Genomic DNA, 24017 nt, shown 5'->3' with positions numbered 1-24017 from the left:
TAAAGGACCCTGAATGAAACCGTCCCAACTGGCAAAAGGCTTCAAGGCCCGCCCCGACACGACAAGCAGCGAGAAGCGAACCGCTCTAGATCGCCTGAACGCCATCGATGGAATCGTCGATATACAAAGCGTCGGACAGGCCGCGAATGGACGCGCGAGCACTTTCGCATCCGACGAGCAGCCCGACGCAGAGGTCAGCACCGAATCCGAGCAGTTTCGCGCCTGGCGACGTGCGAATCGCTACACGCCCGGGCAGGTCATCGAGTTGTCGCTAAAGGCGATCAAAGCGAGCCCGTTTAATCCGCGCCATTTCTACCTCAAGGCATCGATCGCCGAATTAGCCGTCAACCTTGCGAGGCAGGGACAGCAGCAGGCCATCCACGTCATCCCCGACTACGATAACGCTGGGACCTTCTTCGTAAGCGACGGTGGCCGTCGCGTCCGTGCGCTCAAGGAAGCCAACAAGGAAACCGTCAAAGCGATCGTCGTCGACCTGCCTATTGGAATTCAAAGCTACAAGCTTGGCTACGATCTAAACGTTCAGCGGGATTCGCAAACCGTCTTCGATAATGCCGTCGTCTGGCGACGCTTTCTGGACGAGCAACATTTCCAGAGCCAACGAGAATTGGCCGACCATCTTGGGCTAGACGAATCTACTATCGCAGTCGCGCTATCGGTTGCGAAGCTTCCTGAAAACGTCATGCAGGAAATGGTCGCTCGGCCTGATCGATTCGGGTCGAACATGGCCTATCAAATCACGCGCTACCACTCGGCGCGTGGCAGCGATGCCACGCTGCGCCTCATCAACAAGATCACGTCGGATGATCTGAGCACTCGACAAGTCGCGGATATCGTGAAGGGACGCGCAAGCGGACAAGAAGTGCCCAAGCCGCCCGGCCGTCAACGCTATGCCCAACGAATGGAGATTAAACTGGACGGCGTCGCGGTCGGCGATCTCAAGTCATATGGCGAGGATCGCCTTGAGTTGCGGTTGCGCGGCTTGTCACGGGATCGACGAGATGAACTGCTGCGTCAGATCGAAACCATGCTTCAGTTCAACGAAGAGAAGAAATAACAGCGTCCGCCCTCTGCCAGACGCGTTCAATTAGCGCGTGTCTGGCTAAGTGTGAAGGCGAGCAAATCCCCATCGGTCGGCTCGCCCCACGTCTTCCTAGCCAGCCAGTCGAAAAATGACGTTTCCGCCAGCTTCGAATCGAGGCCGCGCTTACGCCAATCGTCGCGCATATGCGTACCGAGTTCCGGCAACACGTCGTCTTCAAAACTCTGCCGCGCCAGCTCCCGTTCCCGCTCACCTTGCTCGTCGTAGAGCGCACGCGCTTCCTTCCTTCTATATGCCGAAAACTCGCCAAGCAGGCGTGCCTTGAGATCATCGGCGCCGGATGCCGATCCCGCTGTCGACCGCGGCGCGCCGTTGGCCGTTGCCGGCGGTAGCGCTTCGAGCGGCGGCGCGTAGCCCTTCTTGAGCGCGTCCTTGAACAGCGCTGCCGCGCTTCTGATAGGCGGAAGCGTCGTGCTGCGCAACCGTTGCTCGGTCATCTGCAACGCCGCCCGGATGCGATTTTCCTCGCTGTCGGCGTACAGCGTCTGCGCCTCTTTCAACGGAATGCCGATCTTTACCATCCTGTCGACCAGCGTGCTATCGAAGACGTTCGGATGTTCGTCGAGCGCCAGCATCGGCTGCTTGCGCTCCGTGACGCGGAACTGAATCTCGGCGACGCGCCGACCCTCTCGATGTTCCACCAGTTCAACGAAAATGTTGGTGACGGCGTTGACTTCCGCGATTGCGGGACGAAGATAGTCGCGCTTGAAATACTTGTACTCTCGCTTGGCCTCGTCTCCAGCCTCGGTATCTGGCGTGCCGGATAGAATCGGCCGCCACCACTCCCACGTTTCGCGCATCGTCAGATGGCTGGGATTGGTCAGATAACGCACGCATATTTCATAAAGCGCAAGACCCGCGCTGCTGCGCAACTGGCTTTGGAACTGCAGGCTCAGACGCGCATACTGCACCGGATCGAGCAGCTTCTTTTTGATTTTTGGAGCGAAGGAAAATTCGACCCAAACGCGGCGCGTCGTCGGGTCCTCGAGAATTTCCGCGTCGGCGATGAGCGTCGAGATGCCCCACTTGCGGCCGGGCTTTTGGCTCGACGTGCCCGTGCTCCACTCGACCTGCACCGACACCATGCGACGCAGATGCTCCTTGACCAGCGCTGTATCGTTTGAATCGAATGCGGAATTCGCGACAATGTCGGACAGCAACGCGCGGTAGGTGTCGCCAGATTCGTCCGCCTGCTGCGCCACGGCGAGCAGAACGTTGAAGAGCTTGCGAGTAAGCAGCGTGATCTTGCCGCTCTTCGGTTGAATCGCGATGGCTTCGACCGCCTTGCGTAACTCAGCCGAGCTCGGGCTGACAACATCGGTTTTCTTTGCGCGTTTGGTTGCCATGCGTCGGACAGTAACGGGATTGCCAGCAGCATACCGAGTGCGGTGATCAACGTCTACGGGGTGGCCTTCACCGTTTGGGGTGAACTACGAGAACAAACGGAAGCTCACTGCGGTGCGGTCCCGAAAACTCTCACCACTCACCTTTGAGCGTCAGGCGCCATCCCTAGAAGCCACGCGGGTAAACGGGAGCGGCGAGCGCCAGGGGGCATCACGGCATCGCGGCACAGGTCCCGAAAAATCTCACCGAAAAAAATTTTCCCCAAAAATGGCGTGTCGCGCACGCACGACGCGTTCATTTGGGATGACGATCGTCGCCAAAAGCAACAGAAAAAGGGCATATGTGGATCTCCTTAACTCGACGAACTTCAAAACGCTCCTGTAATACCTCACCTTAAGCGGAATATAGGACAAACGTGAGCAAAGCCGTCTCTAGACGCCGTCTTGGTTCATGCGTGTTGGCATCCCGAAAGGGCTCACCTTGAAGGAAAATTCGGGGCGCGTTCGGTCCTGCAAAGGCTCACTTGAAGCTCCTGAGAAAGCTCACCTTTGCGGTCTATGTCTGCTGGGGACTCGCCCTATAAGGCTCCGAAGACGGCTGGAAAGGCTTACGTGACGAATGCCCGATCCTGAATATTCTCACCCTAGAAGATATTCCTTGAGCGCTGCCTTATCGTGTCAAGGTCCCGAATACTCTCACCCTAACGCCGGCATAAACCATGCGCTTGCGCTAACTCATTGTTTAAAGAAGGTATTCTGAAGATGAGGTGTTTCAACCGAGTTCAGCGATGTCACGCTATTTCGGAGTAGGACAAAGGAAGTGTCTTCCGTCGAGCAAGCCAATGCGGGAATGAGGCTGGATTTGCCACGAATAGGCCCCCGTAAAAGCTCACCTCTCCTATTTTGGCCCGCTTCAAGGGAAGCATTGCACAAAACGTAGCGGTCTCTCTGGCCTCACATCTCCCCGTAAAACCTCACCTCCAAGGCTGCGGAGGTCCGATTTCGCTCGTTTTATGGCTGTTGGTCCTGCAAAGTCTCACCGGACAAACACTTTGGCGCCTGAAATAGCTCACCTATCGGTAAAATCGACCCGTTTTATCCGGTGACGGACACAAATCGGCCAATCCCGATAAGCCTCACCTCGGTTGATCGAGGATTTCGACCACAATCCAACCATGGCGGGAGAACTGAGGCACTAAGCCCCCGGAAAATCTCACCTACATCAAAAACGGGCTCCCTGAATCCGCTCACCAAGCCTCCCGCGAGTCCTCACGTACGGCCCTGAAGGACATCACCAGAGTGTCCCGAACAGCTTCACCTTCTATCCTGAAACATCTCACCCGACGGCCTGGAAAGCCTTATGCACTAAGGCTTTGCCAAGGCGTTAACAGGGTCAACAAGGTTTCAAAGGTGTTTACTTTTATTACTCTCAAACGAGCCCCGCGAGCATCTGGCTCTAAACAAAACGATCCGTCCCGGCTCTGTACGACGTGAAACCTCGCAAAAACCAGTCGCAGCAGAAATTAGTCAAGGATATCAACATGATAGATGGAAAAGCTAAGGATGTTTCACGCTCTGATGTCCAAAGCACTAAGATTTGCAGTACTCAGTCGGTGTCACCGCACATCGGCAACTCTTGACGCGAGCAGATCTGCTGCCGTATAACGCTCAAAACGTAAAACGTACCGTTCGATACAAATGCGCTGGAAATTGATATGAAAATGGCGACTCGCGAGTCCTTGCGCGAAGAAATAGAACAGATGAGGGCGTCAGGCGCACGCAGGCAGGACTTGTCCATGCACGTGTGTAAGCGCCTGTTTTTTGATCTTGGCGTTCGTCCGTCAGTTACGACGGTCCGAGAGTTCACGCAGACGGGTAGCGCTGGCGACATTCCCAAAGACATTGAAGCGTTCTGGTCCACCGTGCGCTCGTCGATGCGCGTACGAATCGATGCCGGCGGGCTGCCTGCAGCCTTACAGGAGCGCGCTGGCGAGCTGCTCACAGAACTATTCGTACATGCGCAAGAAGAAGCCCGCTCGAAGCTGAATGCCGAGCGCACGCAAGTCGATGCCACTGTCAGCGCGGCTCAAATGCAAGCGCGCGAGGCCGAAATCCGGAGGGAAGCGATCGAGCTAGCGCATCAGCAAGCAAAAGCGCATCTCGACACGGCGATGGCGCAAATCGCAAATCTTGAAGCCGACTTGAGAGTGGCCCGCGAGCAGCAGATCGATGCGCAGACAGGCCTGCGTGAAGTCATCGCGCGATTGGAAAAGGAAAACTCGTCCTTTTCTGATCGTCTTTCGCAAGAGCAAGCACATGGCGCGCGGCTGCGCGAACGAATCGATGCGCTTCAGGACGAATCGCGTCGAAATAGCGAGCACTACGCGCAGCAGATCAAGGATGCAGTCAAGGAAGCGGAGCGCCGGGTCAAGCCCATGCTCGTCGAACTGGATGCGTTACGCGGCATGGCGGCGACGTATCAGGCCGGCACGCGAGAGGCAGGTCAGAAAGAATTCGAATTCATTCAACAACTTAGCGCCGCGAGGGGCCGCGCGGATCGGCTGGAATCGCAGGTCCGCACACAGTCGGACGAGATCGATGCCCTGGTTCGCGAGCGAGACGCGCATCGCGTCAGAGCGGGCATGAGTGCCGAGATTGGCAAACTGCTGGCGTCGATGGCCCAGGACGGCCGACTGAACCCCGAAGAGTTGGCGGCGCTCGGCACCCAGGTCGATGCGTATTTCGTGACCCCCACCGCGTGCCCGGCCTGCGAAATCGGCGAGCCAGAACTGCAGCGTCACGAAGACGAGTTCGAGCTCTCTTGTCCGAATTGCGAGCGCACTTCGGGCGCAGCCGCGTCGAAGCTGGCCGCAATCGAAGGTTTCATCGAAGCCCCGCGATTGAAGGCTGATAGCCCGCACGCGGGTATCGAAGGTCAAAGGTGAGAGTTTTCGGGATCGATGAACCGATCTTCCATCCCGTCTTGCCCGCAAGCCTCGGCCATATCGCGCTCCCGTATTTGCTCACCCATCCAGTCCTGCCACGCCCGATGCAGGCGATGAACCGAGATCATCTGCTGGAATCCGAGCCATTGTCCAACGCGTTCAGGGTCCGTGCCGTTCTCGAAAAGTTCGGCCGCATAGGTATTGCGCAGCGTTTGCGGGCTCGCGCGCGCGGCGCGTGATTCGGCGATTCCCGCCGCTGCGACCACCGCATCGATGGCGCGCAGCATGGTCGCTTTGTGCATCGGCCGACCGGCGGGCGCGGCCGGGAAGAGCAGCGCGCCCGAGAGTCCGGCGACCTTTCGTTCGTCGATCCACCGATCCAGCACATCGACGGCAAAAGGCGCGAGCCGGGCCTGCCGGATCAGCATGGGATTCGAGGCGTCGACGGTGACATACGGCGCGCCGCGCGCATAGCAATCGATAGTGAGTTGCGCCGCCTCACCGGTCTTCACCCCTGCGCCTAGAAACACCGCGACGAGCGCTCGATCGCGAAGCTCGCGCCACCGCTGCACACTCGACAAGGCGCCAAGCGGCGCATCGAGTCGCGCGATCAGCAAGCCGCGTTCGTCATGCGTGAGAAAGCCGGTCGGCTCGTTGTCGCGTGCCTTGCGCCACGCCGCCTCGCCGTCCTGCGCGATGAATCGAGCCGGATTCGTCGACGCCGATTCGATCTCGCGCACGTGATCCAGCACGCGTTCGATCAAGCGTAGATAGCGCATGCGCTGTGGCCGCCGAATCTCGAGTTGAGAGACGAACTGCTCGATGACCGGTCGCTGCACCGTATGAAGCGTTGTGCGCCTGGCCGCGAGCCATTCAAGAAAGTTGCCCCATTGCGCCCGATAGACATCAGCCGACGATGCCCGGAACTGCTGTTGCGCGAGCCACGCATCGAAAGCAGCATGCGGGTCCGCTTGCCAGTCAGCGCGCTGTTGGTCGAAGAGATCGGTAGTGTTCGGCATGGTGTTCAAAGTGCGCTTCTAAGCGTCATGTTGCGTTGCGAACAGCGTCGGACTTCGGACTGATTCCGTCAAGGGCACTCTTCAGGATAAGTGTAGTGAAGTGTCTTGTAGCGGTGTTTGCAATCGTCGACTACTGTTTTCGATGTGACGTACTTCGAATAATAACGAGAGGTGATCCATGGGCGAAGGCTTCGCATCAGACTCGGGGCAATCGACGTCGACGTGGCAGGAACGCCGGGCTAGCGGACGTGCCGCGCGTCAGCGAACACCACGAGGCACGCAAGAGGCTGTCGGCGACATCGATCGCGATCCCATCGAGTTGCTGCTAATAAGCAGCATGGGTCGCGTCCCTGCGCTGATTCCGCTGCGATACGGCCGCATGTTGGCATCGCCCTTTGCTTTTTTTCGTGGCAGCGCGATTGTTCAGGCGCACGATCTGGCTAGTACACCTTCGAGTGGCTTGACCGTTCAAATCTGCGGTGACTGCCACCTGTCAAACTTCGGCGGGTTCGCGACGCCCGAGCGTGCGCTCGTATTCGATCTGAACGATTTCGACGAAACCGCACAAGGTCCATGGGAATGGGACGTCAAGCGACTCGTCGCGAGCGTGGCGGTCGCGGGCAGGCATCTGGGCCACGGCCGTGCGGGCTCTGAAGCACTCTGCTTCGAAGCGGCCCAGAGCTATCAGCAGCACATGCGCGAGTATGCCGAGATGGGCGTGCTGGATCTTTGGTACGAACGAATTACGTTCGACAGGATGTACGACGACGTGCAAAATGAAGACGTGAAACGTCGGATCAAGCGCGGTAGCGAACGCGCGAGCCGGCGCACGCATGAAAAGCTGCTGCCGAAGCTCGCCGATCGATCGGGCGATGCCTGGCGAATTCGCGACGCGCCGCCCGCGATCTTTCATATTCGCGGCGCAAGCACGCTCGTCGACGAAGACGACGAGTGGATGAAGCTCGAAGGCGATTCGCACACGATCCTGACTCCGCTCATACGCGATTACGTTTCGACGCTGACATCCGAGCGCGCCGCGCTTTTGTCGCAATTCGCACTTCAGGACATCGCTTTCAAAGTGGTTGGAGTGGGAAGTGTCGGAACGCGATGCTTCGTGTTGTTGCTTACCGATCATCTTGGTAAGGCGCTCTTCCTGCAGTTGAAAGAGGCATCGACGTCCGTGGTGGCGCGCTACGTCGGCGCGACGAAACATACGCACGACGGGCATCGCATCGTTCACGGGCAACGCCTGATGCAGGCGGCGAGCGATCCTTTTCTAGGCTGGGCGTCGGGCCCGGTTGGACGCCCGCTTTATGTTCGCCAACTGCGCGACATGAAAATATCCGCCGACCTCGAAACATTCAGCGGCGAGGCCTTTCGCGGATACGCGTCGCTATGCGGCTGGGCGCTCGCGCGCGCGCATGCCAAGGCAAGCGGCTGCGCGCTTGAGATATCCGGCTATCTGGGTTCGGGTGATCGCATGGCGGAAGTGCTCGTCCGATACGCGAGCTCCTATGCAGATCAAGTCGAAAAAGATTACGACGCGTTCCGCTTGGCCTGCCGCAGCGGCAGACTTATGGCGCGCACGGATGCGGACATGGCGGCGGACTTTGCCGCCTGATGACTAGCGATGTGCGGCGTGCATCGTTCCCATGTCAGTGTGCGGCGATGGCCAGTTGCGGTCGGCCTTGTCGTGCAGCGCATTCGTAGGCGTCGACGGCGAATGCGAATACTGCCGGCAAAGCGTCGGAAGAGGCGATATCGACCACGTCGTCGGTTTCGGGGAAATGGAAGTCGTCGGGGCGGGCAAAAAGTTCGCGCAACGCAGCCTCGTGCCGGCCAGCGAAGCCCAGGTCCGCCACGGCTTCCGCTTCGATGGCGTGCAGCAAACGCCAGGTCAGCGGCACGCCCAGATCGATGTATCGGCCCGCAATCTGCCGCGTAATGCGTTCCAGATCTTGTACCGCACGTGCAAACTGCTTCCTGCTGAGATGCTCGCCGTTCGACTCCATGATTCGCCCCTTCCGACTGGTCTTTGTACTGTATAAATATACAGTACTTGCCGCCATGAAAGTAGGGTCTCGCCAGTCGCCTTGCGTGTATGTGCGGTTTCGCTTATCGGCGGTTCAGTCCTGCGTGGGAGTGCGCGGCGAGTAACGTAAGGCGGCCGCGCGACGCAGACGGATGCTACGTCTTCCCAGGACACGCCAAAAATTTATGCGCATAAAGAAGTGCCATGCCACCGCCGCTGTGAGCGGAGGGAAGAGGCGGAGCATCTGCTTGCGGAAAACCGCAGACTCGCGAGTCGGGCCATTACCCATGTATAACCACGAGCAAAGCCTTTGCTTCGCCTCGCCCGACATTCCTAATGACATGACCGTCGTCGGCAGCGTAACGTGCGGTTTCCCCCGCCTTCAGTCGCTTCGCAGCACCTGATGCTTCGATTTCGATCGCGCCATTTAACACGGTCAAATGCTCCCGCGTGCCTGGCTCATGCGCGTCCGAGATGAGCGCCGCACCCGCGTGCAACGTGAGCTCGTACCATTCGAATTTTCCAGCCAGCTCAATCGGTCCCCACACGCGAAGCTGATAGCCGCCGTTATCACCATTCAATGTAGGAATCTCATGCGGACCTGCAACGCGTATTACGTCACCGGCCTTTTGCTGCGCGAATAGCTGATCGAGGCTAATGCCCAGTGCGTTCGTTAGCCGCCACGCCACGGCAATAGTTGGATTGGCCTTGTCCCGCTCGATCTCCGATAGCATCGATTTCGAAACGCCAGCGGCCCTGGATAAGTCATCGAGTGTCAATTTCCTTTCATTGCGTAGACGCTGAATCTGCTCGCCAACGCGTGGTGGCGCAGTTCCGCTGGCTGAGGAATCACCGGCCTTGCCGCTTGTGACAGAACTTGTCATGAACGCTGCATTCCTTTAGAGTGTTCGATATATTGGAAATTTGTTCGAAATACCGAACCTGTCCAATGCAATGAATGAACTATAACAGGGCTAAAGGTGTGGCCGAGCTTGGCTGGTCTGCATCTACTCTCGAACAGCCGGATACTTGAAAGATGCCGATGAAAGACCGATACCTCTCCCATTTGCAAACTACGCTTAACGAGATTCGCGCCGCCGGGTTTTACAAAAGCGAGCGGGTCATCGCTAGCCCGCAGTCCTCGGAGATCCGCCTTGCCAACGGGAGCACCGTCCTCAATTTTTGCGCGAACAATTATCTCGGTCTTGCGAACGACGCTCGCTTGGTCGATGCCGCAAAAGCCGGACTTGAAGCAGATGGCTTTGGCATGGCATCCGTTCGCTTTATTTGCGGAACACAAACGGTACACAAAGCGCTGGAACAACAAGTCGCGAAGTTCCTCCACTCCGACGACGCCATTCTTTACTCAAGCTGTTTTGACGCGAACGGCGGGCTCTTCGAGACGTTGCTGACCGAGGATGATGCAATCATCAGCGATGAGTTGAACCACGCGAGCATCATCGATGGCGTGCGTCTTTCCAAGGCAAAGCGCTTGCGCTACAAGAACAACGATCTTGCAGACCTCGAAGCGCGCTTGAAGGAAGCCGATGCAGCCGGCGCCCGCTTCAAATTGATCGCAACTGACGGCGTGTTCTCGATGGACGGCATCTTCGCCAATCTTGCTGGCATCTGCGATCTGGCTGAGCGCTATGGCGCGCTGGTGATGGTCGACGACTCGCATGCCGTTGGATTCATCGGGGAGAACGGACGCGGGACGCCCGAGTATTGCGGCGTGCTCGATCGAATCGACATCATCACGGGTACGCTCGGCAAGGCGCTCGGTGGTGCGTCAGGCGGATATGTGGCTGCGCATCAGGAGATTATTGACTTGTTGCGGCAGCGCAGCCGGCCGTATCTGTTCTCGAACACGCTTGCGCCGAGCATTGCGGCTGCGTCGCTGAAAGTGCTTGAGTTGCTGGATAGCGATGAAGGCGCCGCGCTCCGGCGACGCGTTCGCGAAAACGGCGCGCGGTTTCGGCAAGCGATGACCGCTTTAGGTTTCGATCTAGTGCCCGGCGAGCATCCGATCATTCCCGTCATGCTTGGCGATGCCCAACTTGCTTCGAAGATGGCCGACGCGCTTCTCGACGAAGGCGTTTATGTGATCGGATTTTCATACCCTGTCGTGCCAAAGGGCCGCGCGCGCATCCGCACGCAGATGAGCGCCGCCCACACCGCCGAACACATCGACCGCGCAGTCGATGCATTCGCGCGCGTGGGCCGCTCGCTTGGTGTGATCCGTTAGGACCCACGCTTCGCAGGGTCCTTTATGCGCATAAAGTCAGGACACGTCACGCGACCTTTAGATGCACGGCGCGGTCACAAGCAGCGCCGCGACACAACCGCCCGGAACACCAACAATGAAAGCACTCGCCAAACTCGAACGCGCCCCCGGTCTTACCTTGACTCACGTCAAGCGGCCGGAAGTCGGACATAACGATGTCCTCATCCGCATCCGTAAGACTGCAATCTGCGGTACGGATATCCACATCTGGAAGTGGGATGACTGGGCGCAGAGGACGATACCGGTGCCGATGCACGTCGGCCATGAATATGTCGGTGAGATCGTCGAGATGGGACAGGAAGTCCGCGGCTTTGCCCTCGGCGATCGCGTTTCCGGCGAAGGTCACATCACATGCGGATTCTGCCGCAATTGCCGCGCAGGTCGACGTCACTTGTGTCGCAACACCGTTGGCGTCGGCGTGAATCGCGAAGGCGCGTTTGCCGAATACCTCGTGATCCCTGCCTTCAACGCGTTTAAAATTCCGCCCGATATATCCGACGACCTCGCCGCGATCTTCGACCCCTTCGGCAATGCGACGCACACTGCCCTTTCGTTCAACCTTGTCGGCGAAGACGTGCTGATTACCGGCGCCGGACCCATCGGTGTAATGGCGGCCGCCATTGCGCAGCACGTCGGAGCGCGTAATGTCGTCATTACGGACGTCAACGAATATCGTCTCGAACTTGCCCGCAAGATGGGTGCAACGCGAGCGGTCAACGTTTCCAACGAAAATTTGCGCGATGTCATGCAAGAACTCGGCATGACCGAGGGGTTTGACGTCGGCCTGGAAATGTCCGGCGTACCGAGCGCTTTCACCGCCATGCTGGAAGCGATGAACCACGGCGGCAAAGTCGCTCTGCTCGGCATTCCACCCGCGCAAACTGCGATCGACTGGAATCAGGTTATCTTCAAAGGTCTTGAGCTCAAAGGCATTTACGGGCGCGAAATGTTCGAGACTTGGTACAAGATGGTCGCGATGCTGCAAAGTGGTCTGGATCTTTCGCCGATCCTCACGCACACATTCCCCGTCGACGACTACCAGCGCGCGTTTGACACCATGCTTTCGGGGAACAGCGGCAAGGTCGTGCTCGACTGGACCGCGGCGTAAGTGTCAACGCTTCACTGCTTCTCTTTTGCGAACTCGGCCTGAATGGCGACGTGAACATCGTCGCCGACTGCCGGATACCACGTCGTCAGTCCGAACTGCGCGCGGCTGAAATGACCGTCGGCCGAGAAGCCTAACGTTTCCAGCTTGGTCAGTGGATCGACCGAATGCCCGTTGAACGTGACATCGAGAGTGACGGGTCGTGTCGTTCCGCGAATCGTGAGATTGCCTGCCAATGTGCCCTTGTCGTTGCCCGTACGCGTGAAGCCGGTGCTGACGAATTCGATGTTCGGATAATGCGCGACATCGAACATGTCGGGGCCCTTCACCATCCGGTCGAGCAACGGCACATTCGTATTGACGCTCGCGGCGTCGATAGTCACATGTACCGTGCTCCCCGTCATGCCATCCGCGCTCCAGTCGAGCTGTCCGGCCGTCTTGTCGAAACGCATGACAAAGCGCGAATAATGAAGATGATCGACGTCGAAGCTCACATTCCAGTGATGCGCATCCAACTGATACATCCCGGGCGGCACGCTCGATTCATTCGCGGACACACTGTGCGTGACGACCGCAAGCGGCGTGCATCCACTCGTTGCGATCAACGCGAATAGCGCGACGCTTTGCAAGATTTTCCAAACTTTCATCGATCTGTATCTCCTCGACGCGAAAAACGAGTTTCCTCCGAAAAAGGAAAGTGCGCATTCGTCACGTGCGTGTCAGTTCATCACACGAAAATGGCACGATCAGGTAGAGTTCGCGACGACCTTCATCTCGAAAATAAGACGCCTAAATCATGCGCTCATGGCCACTCTGTTTCCGATTCGCTCGCGCCGCGTGTGCGGCGGTGCTCGCTGCCATCACGGTATCTTGGACGCCGTCGGCGCACGCCGCGCTGTGCTCTGACGGCGTTTGGATCGATGCGATGATCGGTTCGCATCACGTTCATCCCGATAAGCACTTCGAGCAGTTCAATCCCGGCATTGGCGTGGAATGCTGGGTCTCGCCGCAATGGGCAGTAACCGGCGGCTATTTCCGCAACTCGCTCTCGAAGCCTTCGTTTTACGGCGGCGGCGTCTGGGCGCCCGAGTTCCTTCACTGGGGCTTCGTGCGGCTCGCAGCCATGGGTGGCTTGATCTCCGGTTATGACTACGGCCGCTGGGGTATTGGCCACAATCACACGCTTGGCCCCGTCGCCGCGCCGCTCATCATGGTGGACTATAAGCGCGTGGGCGCGAACATCATCCTCATTCCGCCCATTCCTTCGAGCGACTTGCCGTTCACGCTCGGCTTTCAGATCAAGGTCAAGTTTTGACCGTCAAACTCGATTTTATACGGTATCCGAACTAATCAACGGCACGCTGGATTAAAGACTCGTTTCGTCGATGCCGGGTTCTTCTCCAGTTTCTCCGCCGGTCGTCGCGGACGCTTCACCAGTTCACCGCCGCAGTTCGGACACGTGCCCTTTAGCACTTGCTCGGTACAATCGCTGCAAAATGTGCATTCGAACGAGCAGATGAATGCCTCCGATGAAGCGGGCGACAAGTCCTTGTCGCAACATTCGCAACCGGGCCTTAATTCAAGCATTTTTTGCTCCTTTCTCCTCAGTGCTGCATTCATGGTCTCGAACCTGAGATCGTACCAATCCCCGCGCGTGCAGTGGACATTTACGCCAAATCCCGCTCATGCAGGCACAATACGTTGCGATGCCATCGCACATCGCCACCCGCTTCCCGACGCCTCCATGCCATCCGACATTCCCAGCCGCACCAGTACCGTCGCGCGCGTATCGAATTCGCCGCGCTATCTCTTGTTTCTCGTATGCCTGTTCGCTTCGGCAGGGCAGCTCGCAATCGACATCTATGTTCCCGCGCTGCCCGCGATGGCGCGCTTCTTCGATACCTCGCCGCAAGCGATCCAGTCGAGCGTATCCAGTTACATGGCCGCTTATGCGCTAGGCCAACTCGTTTTTGGTCCGATAGCGGACGCATACGGCCGCAAGCCGGTGCTGGCCTTCGGACTCGTCGTCTATACGGTCGGCTGTCTGCTGTCACTCGTCGCGCCGAGCCTCGAAACATTCCTGTTGGCGCGCTGTCTGCAGGGCTTCGGCATTGCGGCCACCAATCTGCTCGCCAAGGCGATCATCACCGATTCATTCAAAGGCCAGGCGCTGCTGCACGCATTCACCTACATGTCGATTGCTTGGGGACTCGCGCCGATCATTGCGCCCGTGATCGGTGCGCACTTGCAGGAGTGGTTCGGCTGGAAGGCCTGTCTCGTGTTTCTGCTCGTGTATTCGATCGTCATGTGGGTGCTCGTGTGGCGTTATCGCGAGACATTACCCAAGCCTGTTCGACTCGAATTGCGTACGCTCGTCGCGAACACGGGCAAGGTCTTGTCGAGCCCGGTTTTTCAGAGCTGCTTTCTTGCGCAAGGACTGTGCTACAGCATTCTGCTCGTGTTCAACATCGTCGGGCCTTTCATGGTGCAGAACACGTTGCATAAGCCGCCGACTTACTTCGGTTACCTCGCGCTTGGCATCGGCTTGATGTACTTTCTCGGCGGCCTGTCCAACCGTATTCATAGCCTGCGTCTGCCGACAGCAGAACAACGGCTCAAGTATGGCTCGCGGATCATGGCGGGCGCATCCATCGTGATGCTATTGCTTTCGTTGACGATAGGTCTGCACGTGTGGACGCTTGCGCTACCGGTCCTCGTAATGGGCTTCTGCGCAGGCGCCATGTATCCGACATTGATGGCCAAGGGCAACTCGCTGTTTCCCCACATTGCTGGATTGACGAGCGCGATACTCGGTTGCGCATTGCTGCTCGTATCGGCGGTGATGATGGGACTCGCGGGCTTCGTATCGGTCCATATCCTCGCGCCCCTTGCAGCGTTCTTCGTGTTGCTTGGACTTACCGTCGTGTGGATGGTGACGAAGCTGCTCGCGCATCTCGAACAGATGAACGCCTGAAGCGACTTGTCCATGCCGCGCGCATCGGCGACACTTGATGCATTCCCTTGACTGCCAAGCTTCGCATATGAAGCATGGTCATATCCATCGAAGATAAACGCATGACACATCGTCCCGCTCCAACCGATATCGACATTCATCCGCTGCTTGCAGGGCGCTGGAGTCCGCGCGCGTATGCAGAGCAGCCCGTAGCGCATGAACAGGTAGTCGCGGTTCTGGAAGCCGCACGCTGGGCGCCGTCCGCTTATAACGTTCAACCGTGGCGTTTCATGGTGTTCGAGAAGGGGCAAGATGCAGCGGCGTTCGAGCGCGCATTCGCCACGCTCGTGCCGTTCAATCAGTCGTGGAACGCGCATGCGCAGGTGCTCATCGCCGTTCTTGCGGACACGCTCACGGCCAAAGGCACCATCAATCCGAGCGCGAGTTACGACGCGGGCGCCGCGGGTCTTGCCGTATTGTTGCAGGCGCATGCACTCGGCCTCGCCGCGCATGCGATGGGCGGCTTCGATGCAGCGAAATTGCGCGATACCTTCGCCATTCCCGAGCGCTATCAGGCTTTGAGCATGATCTCCATCGCGCATCATGGCGAGGCAGAGGCGTTGCCCGAAGCGCTTGCCGAACGTGAGCAGGCGCCACGTGCACGCCTTGCGCTGGACGAGATCGCCAAGTTCGGTGGATGGCCCGAATCGGCTTAGTGATAGTGATAGTGATCGCGAACAAGCCGTAGCGCCCATGAAAAAAAGCCTTCGCCACTCATGGCGAAGGCTTTTTCGTTAAAGCGAGGTCGTTTAACTCTGCGCGACGGCCACGCGTCGTTCGACATCGTGATAAGCGTCGCTATCGTGTGCGGCGAATGCGAGCGCAAAGCTCGATGCTTGACGGCCCACGGTGCGCAGCTGCTCGACGACCTTCGGGTCGGAGCATGTATCGGCGCTTTCGAAACGCGTTTCAAGCGTGTTGACGGTCGCACCGAAGGGCGTCGGCCAGCCGCGCAACGCGTGCACGATCGAACGCAGCGACGTCAGCACGGTGCCCGCCGCCTGCCATCCGTAGGCGGTCACGATGCTGCCGACTGCGCGCCCATCCAGATAAGGGCGTTCGTCCTCACGCAGCTCTTCCAGCGTATCCAGCGCGTTCTTGACCAGCCCCGAGATGCCGCCGTGATAGCCCGGCGTAGCGATGATCACTGCGTCGGCGATACGCACCGCCTCGATGAGTTCGTGCTGCTCGTCGGTCAGATTGCGATGCTCAGGCGCGTAGTGCGGCAGGCTATGCAGGAACGCGCCGCCGAACAACTGCACGCGCGCGCCGGATTCCTGTGCGCCGCGCAGCGAAAAAGCCAGCGCACGCTCGGTCGACGATGCCGGCCGCGTCGTTCCGCCGATACCGACGACCAGCGGCTGACGCGATGAGGTGTTTCGAGTCAAGGTGAACGCTCCATGAAAGGTAAAGCAGCGCGCGCGTTCGTTTTACGGCGAGCCGACAGACTAAACATGATAGCCAGCGAACGTGCGTATCGGAACGCATGATTTGCGCTAAGGATATTCAGTAAGCATGTGCAAGTGCCGTGCCGCGCACCTTATCTCGCACGGAGATAACCGTATGGCGTTTTCTTGGTTCGCGCGTGACGAGACGGCTTGTACATTTCATCGTCTTGGCGCGACGAATCCACGGCAAAAATCCCCGCATGACGATCAAAGGCTCAAGCAATCGCAGCATGGCCGCGCTCGCGCTGATCGCATCGATCGCGCTTCCCTTCGAATGCGCGCATGCTGAAGGCGAAGTGAAAGTCGCCGATCAATACGGCATCGGCTCGCTGCTGCTGAAGGTCGTGAAGGACCAGAAGCTCATCGAGAAGGAAGGCGAGCGCGCCGGAATCAAGATCGACGTGGAATGGCACACGCTCTCCGGCGGCGCGGCCGTGAACGAAGCGCTGCTTTCGCGTGCGGCGGATATCGCCACGCTCGGCATCGGACCGCTCATGACGATCTGGGACCGCACGCAAGGTCACCAGAATTTCCGTGCAATCGCGGCGCAAAGCTCGGTTCCGGTCGTGCTCGTTTCGAACGACCCCCGCATTCGCAGCATCAAGGATATCGGTGAGAAGGACCGCATCGCGGTGGTTTCCGTCGCGGTCTCGCAGCAGGGCAGGCTGTTGCAGATGGCATCGGCCAAGGCATACGGCGACGCGAACTACGCGCAACTCGACCGCTTCGAAGTGAACATGCCGCATGCCGATGCAACCACCGCGATGCTCTCGGGCAACTCGGTCATCAACCTGCATTTCTCGAACGCGCCGTATCAGTATCAGGAGCTCGACGATCCGAAGATCCACAAGGTCATCAGCTCGACCGACATTCTCGGCGGTCCATCGACGGGCAGCGTGGTCGTGACATCGGAGAAATGGCGCAAGGACAATCCGAAGACCTATGCAGCCGTACGCGCCGCACTTGTCGATGCCGCAAAGCTCGTTACGAGCGACAAGCAACAGGCCGCAGCCATCTATCTTCGTCAGGACGAGTCGAAACTCACGCCCGCTTTCGTCGCACGCATTCTCGGCGACAAAGACGTGAGCTTCACGACGACGCCGCAAAACACGCTGCAATTAGGCGCTTTTCTTTATCGCGTAGGCGTGATTCATCATGAACCGAAGTCCTGGCGCGACTACTTTTTCGTGGACGATGCAAACGCGCAAGGCAGTTGACGCGAGCATCCGCGCCGGCATCAACATCAATCAGGAGACAGGCATATGAACGCAGCCGTCATCGAACACGCAGCGCGTGTCGAAGTGAAACCGTTGTCCGCGCATATCGGTGCGGAGATCAGCGGTGTCGATCTTACGCGGCCCTTGTCGAAGGACGAGGTCAAGGCTATTCGCGACGCGCTTCTGAAGTGGCGCGTGGTGTTCTTTCGCGAGCAATTCCTGAGTCATGAACAGCATGTCGCGTTTTCCGCGCAGTTCGGCGAATTGACGGTGGGCCACCCTGTCTTCGGTCACGTGGACGGGCATCCCGAGATTTATTCGATCTCCAAGTTCCGCAAGGCCACGCGCTTCGAAGGGCAGTCGGTATTGCGTCCGTGGACCGGTTGGCATACGGACGTCACCGCTGCCGTGAATCCGCCGTATGCATCCATCTTGCGCGGCGTGACCATTCCGCCGTATGGCGGCGATACGCAATGGACCAACCTCGTGGCCGCGTACCAAAAGCTCTCGGCGCCGCTGCGCGCATTCGTCGATGGCCTGCGTGGCGTGCATCGCTTCGCGCCGCCGCAAGGCGCCGCCGGCACCGATGCTTTCGCGAAAGCGGTCGACCAGCACACGCTCGTGAGCGAGCATCCGCTCGTGCGTGTGCACCCTGAAACCGGCGAACGCGCGCTGTATGTAAGCCCGAGCTTTCTCAAGCACATCGCGGGTCTTGCGCCGCGCGAGAGTCAGGCGTTGCTCGAACTGCTTTGGGAACACGTGACGCGGCCGGAATTCACCGTGCGCTTCAAGTGGGAGCCGGGCAGCATCGCGTTCTGGGATAACCGCACGACCGCGCATCTCGCGCCGACCGATATCTTCGATCTGGATTTCGATCGACAGCTATATCGCACGACGCTTGTCGGCGATATTCCAGTGGGACCGGACGGTCAATCATCGGTGGCAATCGAAGGTTCGCCGGTGGGTGCCGCGGCCGCTGTCGCACTCAACTGATCGACGACGCCATGGCAAAACGAAGCGGACAACTGCGCCTGGGCGCGTTTCTTTATCCGACGGGACATCACATCGCCGCGTGGCGTCATCCGCATGCCGTCGCGGATGCCGGCGTCAACTTCAAGCATTACGCAGCGCTCGCGCAGGCAGCGGAAGCGGCGAGCTTCGATCTCGTCTTTCTCGCCGATGGCTCCGGCACGCGCGGCGACGATGCCGCGTTCCTGAGCCGCACCGCGCACAGCTATGTCGCGCAGTTCGAGCCGCTTACGCTGTTGTCCGCGCTTGCGGCCGTGACGGAGCGCATCGGGTTGGTCGGTACGGCATCGACATCGTTCAACGAGCCTTATCACATCGCGCGCAAGTTCGCGTCGCTGGATCACATCAGCGGCGGCCGCGCGGGCTGGAACCTCGTCACATCGTCGAGCGAGCATGAAGCGCGCAACTTCAATCTCGATCAGCATCTCGCGCATGCACACCGTTACGAACGCGCGGAGGAATTCGCCGAAGTGGTGACGGGCCTGTGGGATAGCTGGGACGACGACGCCTTCGTGCGCGACAAAACATCGGGCCGGTATTTCGATCCCGACAAGCGGCACGTGCTCGACCATCGCGGTGAGTTTTTCAAGGTGCATGGTCCGCTGAACGTTTCGCGTGCGCCGCAGGGTCATCCAGTCGTGGTGCAGGCGGGATCGTCTGAAGCGGGCAGGGCGCTTGCCGCGCGCACCGCCGAAGTGATCTTCACCGCGCAGCAGACGCTCGAAGATGCCGTTGCGTTCTATGCCGATGTAAAGGGACGCATGGCGCAATATGGACGTGATCCCGAATCGCTCAAGATCATGCCGGGCGTCATGCCCATAGTCGGACGCACGGAAGAAGAAGCACGCGAAAAGTTCGACGCACTGCAGGCATTGATCGATCCCGTGGTCGGCCTAGCGATGGTCTCGACGCTCACGGGCGGCTTCGATCTCTCGGGCTATCCGCTGGACGGACCCATTCCCGATTTGCCGGAAACGAATGCCAGCAAGAGCCGCCAGGGCTTGATGATCGACCTGGCGCGCCGCGAGAATCTGACCATACGTCAGCTCTATTTGCGCATTGCGGGCGCGCGCGGTCATTGGCAAATTGTCGGCACGCCGGTGCAGGTTGCGGATGCGCTGGAAGAGCGCTTTGTCAATTACGGGGCGGATGGTTTCAACGTCATGGCCGCGTTGCTGCCCGATTCGCTGAATGATTTCATTGAACTGGTGCTGCCTGAATTGCGCCGGCGCGGGCTCTTCCGATACGGCTATGAAGGGCGCACGTTGCGCGATCATCTTGGTCTCGAAAGACCGCGTTCTCGCTATGCCGTGACGCAAGAGGAAACCAGCACGGATCTCGTCTGAATGTGAGCCAGCGGCGCGCAAAACGATATTGCGCGATCCTTGGATAGCATCTGGCAAACCGTTGGTTTGCGTGGGGCAAACACGAACGTAGTATCGGGTGTTCTCTTTCTCACTCGAAGAATGCCCATGAATGCCCCTCGCTTTTCCTCGGCGACACTCGAGCTCGATCCGGGCACGCCGCTCGAACAGCCCGCGCCACGCGCATCCGGCGCACAGACGCTGGTCGAACTGCCCACACGCGAACGTGCCCGTACCACGACACTGAACTGGAAGCTCATCCGCTCGCGCAGTTTGCGCGTGGGCGTGCCCATTGCGATTGTCGTGCTGTGGCAACTCGTGTCGTCGCTGCAACTCATCGCGCCCGAAACGCTGCCGCCGCCGACCGTCATTCTTGCTGCATTGAAGGAACTCGTCGCCGATGGCGAATTGCAGAGCGCTATCGGCGTATCGCTTGCGCGTGCGGCGACCGGCCTTGCCATTGGCGGCGGGATCGGCCTGATTGCGGGCTTGTTCGCGGGACTGTGGCGCGTAGGCGAAGAAGTCGTCGATGCGCCCTTGCAGATGCTGCGCACGATTCCATTCATCGCGCTCATTCCGCTCTTCATCACGTGGTTCGGTATCGGCGAGGGCGCGAAGATCGCGGTCATTCTCGCCGCGACCATCTTCCCGATGTACCTCAACACCTACGCGGGCGTGCGCGGTGTCGATCCCAAGCTGCTCGAAGCGGCCACCGTGTTCGGGCTATCGAGCCGGCAAGTAGCGTTGCGCATCATTCTGCCGACCGCGCTGCCTTCCATACTCGTCGGCTTGCGCTATGCGTCCGCCGTGGCGCTGCTTGCGCTCGTCGTCGCGGAGCAGATCAACGCGCAGAACGGCATTGGCTACATCCTCGTCAATGCGAACCAGAACCAGCGCGCGGACATCATCATCGCGGGCATTCTGGTTTATGCGGCGCTCGGCATTCTCACCGATCTCATCATGCGCGGTCTCGAACATGTCGCGCTTCCGTGGAGGCCGCGCTTTGAACTCGCCTGATATCGATGCCTTGAAGAACGTACGCGATCATCGTGAAATCGCACTCGAATTGCAAGGCGTGAGCCGTCGCTTCGGCGGACGTGCAGTACTCAAGGACGTATCGCTGAACATAAGGCGCGGCCAATTCGTATCGATGCTCGGCGCATCGGGCGCCGGCAAGACCACTTTACTGCGTATTCTCGCGGGCCTCGACAAGGCCGATGAAGGACGCGTGCGCGTGGCGAATGCGCGCTCCGTCGTGTTTCAGGAACCGCGTCTCGTGCCGGCGCGGCGCGTGTGGGAGAACGTCGTCATCGGCCATGACAGGTTGGGCGCCGCAAAAAACGACGCACTCGCCGCGCTCGACGAAGTGGGTCTTGCAAGTCACGCGGAAGGCTGGCCAAAGACGCTTTCGGGCGGCGAAGCGCAACGCGTCGCATTGGCCCGAGCGCTCGTGCGCGAGCCGCGTCTCTTGCTTCTCGATGAACCCTTCGCCGCACTCGATGCATTGACCCGCATCCGCATGTACGACCTCGTCGCACGCTTGTGGCGCGCGCATACGCCGGCGGTCGTGCTGGTGACGCATGACATCGACGAAGCCATTCTCTTGTCGGACCGCATTGTCGTGTTGTCGCAAGGCGAGATAAGCGCGGACTTCACCGTGGACTTTCCGCGGCCGCGTTCGCGTGCGGACGCCAACGCCATAGCACTCAGAACAAAACTGCTGGAAGCGCTCGGCGTGACGACAGAAGAACCACAACGAGCCGCGACAGCAAGCGCGGCCTGACATTCCTTTCCTTAACCGACCACTCACTTCATGCGCATCAAGAAAAGCTTAACCGCACTCTTCATTACGGGCTACCTCGCTTTATCGACTTCGGCGTTTGCGGAAGAGCCGCTCACCATTCAGATCGGCACGCAGGATGCCGCGTGGCCATTGATCGTCGAGGCATCGCACGTGCTGGATGGCGCGCCGTACAAGGTCAAGTGGGCCGTGCTCACGGGACCCGCCGCGCAACTGTCCGCGCTCTATTCGCAAGTGCTCGACGTGGGTCTGATGGGCGATACCTCGCTCATCATCGAACAGGGGAATGCGCGTCAGACATGGACGCCGGAGACCGCGCCCTTGCAGATCATCGCGGGATGGCGCAACCCGGATAACGCGTATCCGCCTATCGTCACCGTGGTTCGCAAGGAAGCCAACGTGAAGACGCTCGCGGACCTGCGCGGCAAGACCTGGGGCTACAACTTCGGCGGCTTCAATTATCTGCAATACGTGCTGTCGTATGTGAAGGCCGATCTCAAGCCGAAGGACTTCCAAGCGGTCAAGTTCGGCGATGGCAACGTGTCGGCTTCCGCTTTCAACGCGGGACAGGTGTCGGTTTATTCGGGCGGCTTTGGTCCGGTGAAGGAAGCGGTCGACAAGGGCGATGCACGCGTGATCGTCAAGAGCGACGAACTGGATATTCCAGCGCTCTCGGTGTTCGCGGCCCGCACCGATGTCTTGCGCGATCCCGCGAAGAGCAAGGCCATCGGTGACTTCCTGGGACGTCTCAAGAGCTCGTGGACGTGGTGGGCGCAGAACGTGCCGGCCGTCGAGAAGATCTATGCGGAGAAAATGAAGCAGTCGCCGGCACGAGCGAAGTTCTCGGCGGAAAATGGACGCTCCGTGTTTTATCCGCTCGACAAGACGCTCGTCGCGCGCGAGCAGAAGATTGCGGACACGCTCTACAAGTCCGGCGATATCAAGAACAACATCAAGGTGGATATCGAGTTCAATCCGGTATTCGATTCGCAAGCAGTCGCCGCGCGTTGATGCCTGAAGCGGGCGTGCGCAGAACACGCCCGCTTGTTCATTCCTTCACCGCCGTATAAGGATGCGCGTAGCTGAAGGGATCGCACAGCAAGTCGTTCAGCGCATACTGCCCCACCGCGTGATACTTCCAGCGCACGCTGTCATGCAACGTATGCGTGCGCGCATTGCGCCAGTGGCGGTCGAGGTTATGCTCTTCCCGTGTCGATTGCGTGCCTGCAAGCTCGAAGAGTTTGTTCGATGCATCGAGCGCGAGGTGTGTCGTGAGAATCTTGGCTTCCGCCGTCGCGACGATGGCCGCGCTCACTTTGTCACGCGCTGAACCGGGCACACGCGCCGCTTCGATCAACACCGCTGCGCGCTCGGTCAACGCGCGCGCAGCGTGCAGGTCCACGGTCAGCTTGCCGATATCGCGCAACGTGAACGGATCGTCCGTGGCATGTGCGGCGCCACTTCCTCGTGCCGGATGCGCAAGCGTGCGCAAGAAGCGCTTCGTCTCATCGAGCGCGGCACGGCCGATACCCAAGTCGATCGCCGCATGAATCAGCTGCGAAACCGCGTTGCCCGTATCGATCTCGCCGCCTGGCTCGCGACGCACCACTTGCACCGCGTCCACTTCGACATTGTCGATATGCACCCGACCGCTTGCAGTCGTGCGTTGCCCGAAGCCCGACCAGTCGTCGATCACTTCGACGCCGCGCGCATGACGCGGCACGTAGACGAACACGGGCGAGCCATCGTCATCGCGCGCGGCGACGGGTATCCAGTGCGCGAAGAGCGCGCCTGTGGAATACACCTTTTTGCCCGATACGACGAGCCCGCGCGTCGTGCGCCGCACGCGTGTTTCATGCGAGCCCGGCAAGCGATCGCCGGGTTCGGCCGTCGCATTGCCGAGTCGCTCGCCTGCAAGCGCGCGTTCGAAGAAAAACGCCTGCTGCGAAGGCGTGCCGTCGTGCCGCAGGCGTTCCAGATTGGCGAAGTGATTCTGCGGAATCTGGCCGAGCGATGGATCGCCTGCCGAGATATGTTCGAAGACCTGCGCGATGGTCCATACGGAAACATCCGCGCCGCCGAATGCCTTGGGAACCGAGATGCCCCACAGTCCCGATGCGCTGAACGCTTCGAGTTCTTTACGCGGCAAGCGCCGCTCGCGATCTCGCTCCGACGCTTCCTGCGCGAACGCATGTTCGAGACGTTGTGCCGTTTCCAGCGCTTCTGCATCGGTACGAATGCGATGCGCTTCTTGCGCGAGAGTCGGTTGATCCAGAGTAGAAGACATGAAACTCCCT

At 59.4% G+C, this 24017-nt stretch carries 22 protein-coding genes; 14 read left to right on the top strand and 8 right to left on the bottom strand.

Features of this window, described 5'->3' with window-relative positions; all coding sequences use genetic code 11:
• Positions 1–13 precede the first annotated feature (13 nt).
• On the top strand, positions 14–1075 hold the full coding sequence (locus NCT04_RS15290) for a ParB/RepB/Spo0J family partition protein (RefSeq protein WP_250466368.1): 1062 nt from the start codon (positions 14–16) through the stop codon (positions 1073–1075).
• A 26-nt stretch (positions 1076–1101) separates the two neighbouring features.
• On the opposite strand, the gene NCT04_RS15285 is transcribed toward NCT04_RS15290, so the two are convergent.
• Positions 1102–2466, bottom strand: a complete 1365-nt coding sequence (locus NCT04_RS15285) for a replication initiation protein (RefSeq protein ID WP_244828994.1) — start codon at positions 2464–2466, stop codon at positions 1102–1104.
• A gap of 1793 nt (positions 2467–4259) precedes the next feature.
• On the opposite strand from NCT04_RS15285, the gene NCT04_RS15280 reads away from it, so the two are divergent.
• A complete protein-coding gene (locus tag NCT04_RS15280; RefSeq protein ID WP_502800668.1) occupies positions 4260–5408 on the top strand; it encodes a DNA-binding protein in 1149 nt (382 codons plus the stop codon).
• Here the strand turns inward: NCT04_RS15280 and NCT04_RS15275 are convergent.
• Entirely contained in the window at positions 5399–6427 is a 1029-nt protein-coding gene (locus tag NCT04_RS15275) for a tyrosine-type recombinase/integrase (RefSeq protein ID WP_250466365.1), read from the bottom strand. The genes NCT04_RS15280 and NCT04_RS15275 overlap by 10 nt on opposite strands.
• 178 nt (positions 6428–6605) lie before the next feature.
• Between NCT04_RS15275 and NCT04_RS15270 the strand changes: the two genes are divergently transcribed.
• A complete protein-coding gene (locus NCT04_RS15270; RefSeq protein WP_250466363.1) occupies positions 6606–8048 on the top strand; it encodes a DUF2252 domain-containing protein in 1443 nt (480 codons plus the stop codon).
• Positions 8049–8082: 34 nt separating this feature from the next.
• Here NCT04_RS15270 and NCT04_RS15265 read toward each other — a convergent pair whose 3' ends face one another.
• Entirely contained in the window at positions 8083–8439 is a 357-nt protein-coding gene (locus tag NCT04_RS15265) for a DUF2471 family protein (protein WP_250466362.1), read from the bottom strand.
• Positions 8440–8740: 301 nt separating this feature from the next.
• Positions 8741–9343, bottom strand: coding sequence for a helix-turn-helix domain-containing protein (locus NCT04_RS15260; protein WP_250466360.1), 603 nt, complete (start codon positions 9341–9343; stop codon positions 8741–8743).
• A 158-nt stretch (positions 9344–9501) separates the two neighbouring features.
• On the opposite strand from NCT04_RS15260, the gene NCT04_RS15255 reads away from it, so the two are divergent.
• Together NCT04_RS15255 and tdh are read left to right on the top strand one after the other, a co-directional pair.
• A complete protein-coding gene (locus tag NCT04_RS15255; RefSeq protein WP_250466358.1) occupies positions 9502–10704 on the top strand; it encodes a glycine C-acetyltransferase in 1203 nt (400 codons plus the stop codon).
• Between the two features lie 115 nt (positions 10705–10819).
• Complete coding sequence (tdh, locus tag NCT04_RS15250) at positions 10820–11851, top strand: L-threonine 3-dehydrogenase (protein ID WP_250466356.1); 1032 nt, start codon at positions 10820–10822, stop codon at positions 11849–11851.
• Between the two features lie 11 nt (positions 11852–11862).
• On the opposite strand, the gene NCT04_RS15245 is transcribed toward tdh, so the two are convergent.
• Complete coding sequence (locus NCT04_RS15245; protein WP_250466354.1) at positions 11863–12495, bottom strand: YceI family protein; 633 nt, start codon at positions 12493–12495, stop codon at positions 11863–11865.
• A gap of 149 nt (positions 12496–12644) precedes the next feature.
• Between NCT04_RS15245 and NCT04_RS15240 the strand changes: the two genes are divergently transcribed.
• Positions 12645–13163, top strand: coding sequence for a hypothetical protein (locus tag NCT04_RS15240; protein ID WP_244828985.1), 519 nt, complete (start codon positions 12645–12647; stop codon positions 13161–13163).
• A 35-nt stretch (positions 13164–13198) separates the two neighbouring features.
• Here NCT04_RS15240 and NCT04_RS15235 read toward each other — a convergent pair whose 3' ends face one another.
• Positions 13199–13435, bottom strand: coding sequence for a DUF1272 domain-containing protein (locus NCT04_RS15235; RefSeq protein WP_244829738.1), 237 nt, complete (start codon positions 13433–13435; stop codon positions 13199–13201).
• A 157-nt stretch (positions 13436–13592) separates the two neighbouring features.
• Here NCT04_RS15235 and NCT04_RS15230 point away from each other — a divergent pair, with 157 nt between their 5' ends.
• Both NCT04_RS15230 and NCT04_RS15225 read left to right on the top strand, forming a co-directional pair.
• A complete protein-coding gene (locus NCT04_RS15230; RefSeq protein WP_250466352.1) occupies positions 13593–14822 on the top strand; it encodes a multidrug effflux MFS transporter in 1230 nt (409 codons plus the stop codon).
• Between the two features lie 101 nt (positions 14823–14923).
• Positions 14924–15517: a nitroreductase family protein gene (locus tag NCT04_RS15225; RefSeq protein WP_250466351.1), complete on the top strand. Its 594-nt coding sequence runs from the start codon at positions 14924–14926 to the stop codon at positions 15515–15517.
• A 93-nt stretch (positions 15518–15610) separates the two neighbouring features.
• Here the strand turns inward: NCT04_RS15225 and NCT04_RS15220 are convergent, their stop codons facing one another.
• Positions 15611–16249 (bottom strand): NADPH-dependent FMN reductase, encoded by a 639-nt coding sequence (locus tag NCT04_RS15220; protein ID WP_250466349.1) that lies wholly within the window; start codon positions 16247–16249, stop codon positions 15611–15613.
• Between the two features lie 260 nt (positions 16250–16509).
• Here NCT04_RS15220 and NCT04_RS15215 point away from each other — a divergent pair, with 260 nt between their 5' ends.
• The 6 genes from NCT04_RS15215 to NCT04_RS15190 all read left to right on the top strand — a co-directional run bounded on the left by NCT04_RS15215 (position 16510) and on the right by NCT04_RS15190 (position 22731).
• Positions 16510–17526, top strand: coding sequence for an ABC transporter substrate-binding protein (locus tag NCT04_RS15215; RefSeq protein WP_250466347.1), 1017 nt, complete (start codon positions 16510–16512; stop codon positions 17524–17526).
• 45 nt (positions 17527–17571) lie between these two features.
• Positions 17572–18519 carry a TauD/TfdA dioxygenase family protein gene (locus tag NCT04_RS15210; RefSeq protein ID WP_250466345.1) on the top strand — a complete coding sequence of 316 codons (948 nt, stop codon included), beginning with the start codon at positions 17572–17574 and terminating at the stop codon, positions 18517–18519.
• An 11-nt stretch (positions 18520–18530) separates the two neighbouring features.
• A complete protein-coding gene (locus tag NCT04_RS15205) occupies positions 18531–19901 on the top strand; it encodes an LLM class flavin-dependent oxidoreductase (RefSeq protein ID WP_250466344.1) in 1371 nt (456 codons plus the stop codon).
• A 126-nt stretch (positions 19902–20027) separates the two neighbouring features.
• Positions 20028–20936, top strand: a complete 909-nt coding sequence (locus NCT04_RS15200) for an ABC transporter permease (RefSeq protein WP_250466342.1) — start codon at positions 20028–20030, stop codon at positions 20934–20936.
• Complete coding sequence (locus NCT04_RS15195; RefSeq protein ID WP_250466340.1) at positions 20923–21702, top strand: ABC transporter ATP-binding protein; 780 nt, start codon at positions 20923–20925, stop codon at positions 21700–21702. Before NCT04_RS15200 ends, NCT04_RS15195 begins: the two co-directional genes overlap by 14 nt.
• Before the next feature lie 30 nt (positions 21703–21732).
• Positions 21733–22731, top strand: coding sequence for an ABC transporter substrate-binding protein (locus NCT04_RS15190; protein ID WP_250466338.1), 999 nt, complete (start codon positions 21733–21735; stop codon positions 22729–22731).
• A 37-nt stretch (positions 22732–22768) separates the two neighbouring features.
• On the opposite strand, the gene NCT04_RS15185 is transcribed toward NCT04_RS15190, so the two are convergent.
• Entirely contained in the window at positions 22769–24007 is a 1239-nt protein-coding gene (locus NCT04_RS15185) for an SfnB family sulfur acquisition oxidoreductase (protein ID WP_250466336.1), read from the bottom strand.
• Positions 24008–24017: the final 10 nt, after the last annotated feature.

The sequence above is a fragment of the Caballeronia sp. GAFFF2 genome, assembly GCF_023631485.1.
In the GTDB taxonomy this organism is placed as follows: Bacteria; Pseudomonadota; Gammaproteobacteria; order Burkholderiales; family Burkholderiaceae; genus Caballeronia.
This window is presented reverse-complemented; position numbering and strand designations above follow the sequence as displayed.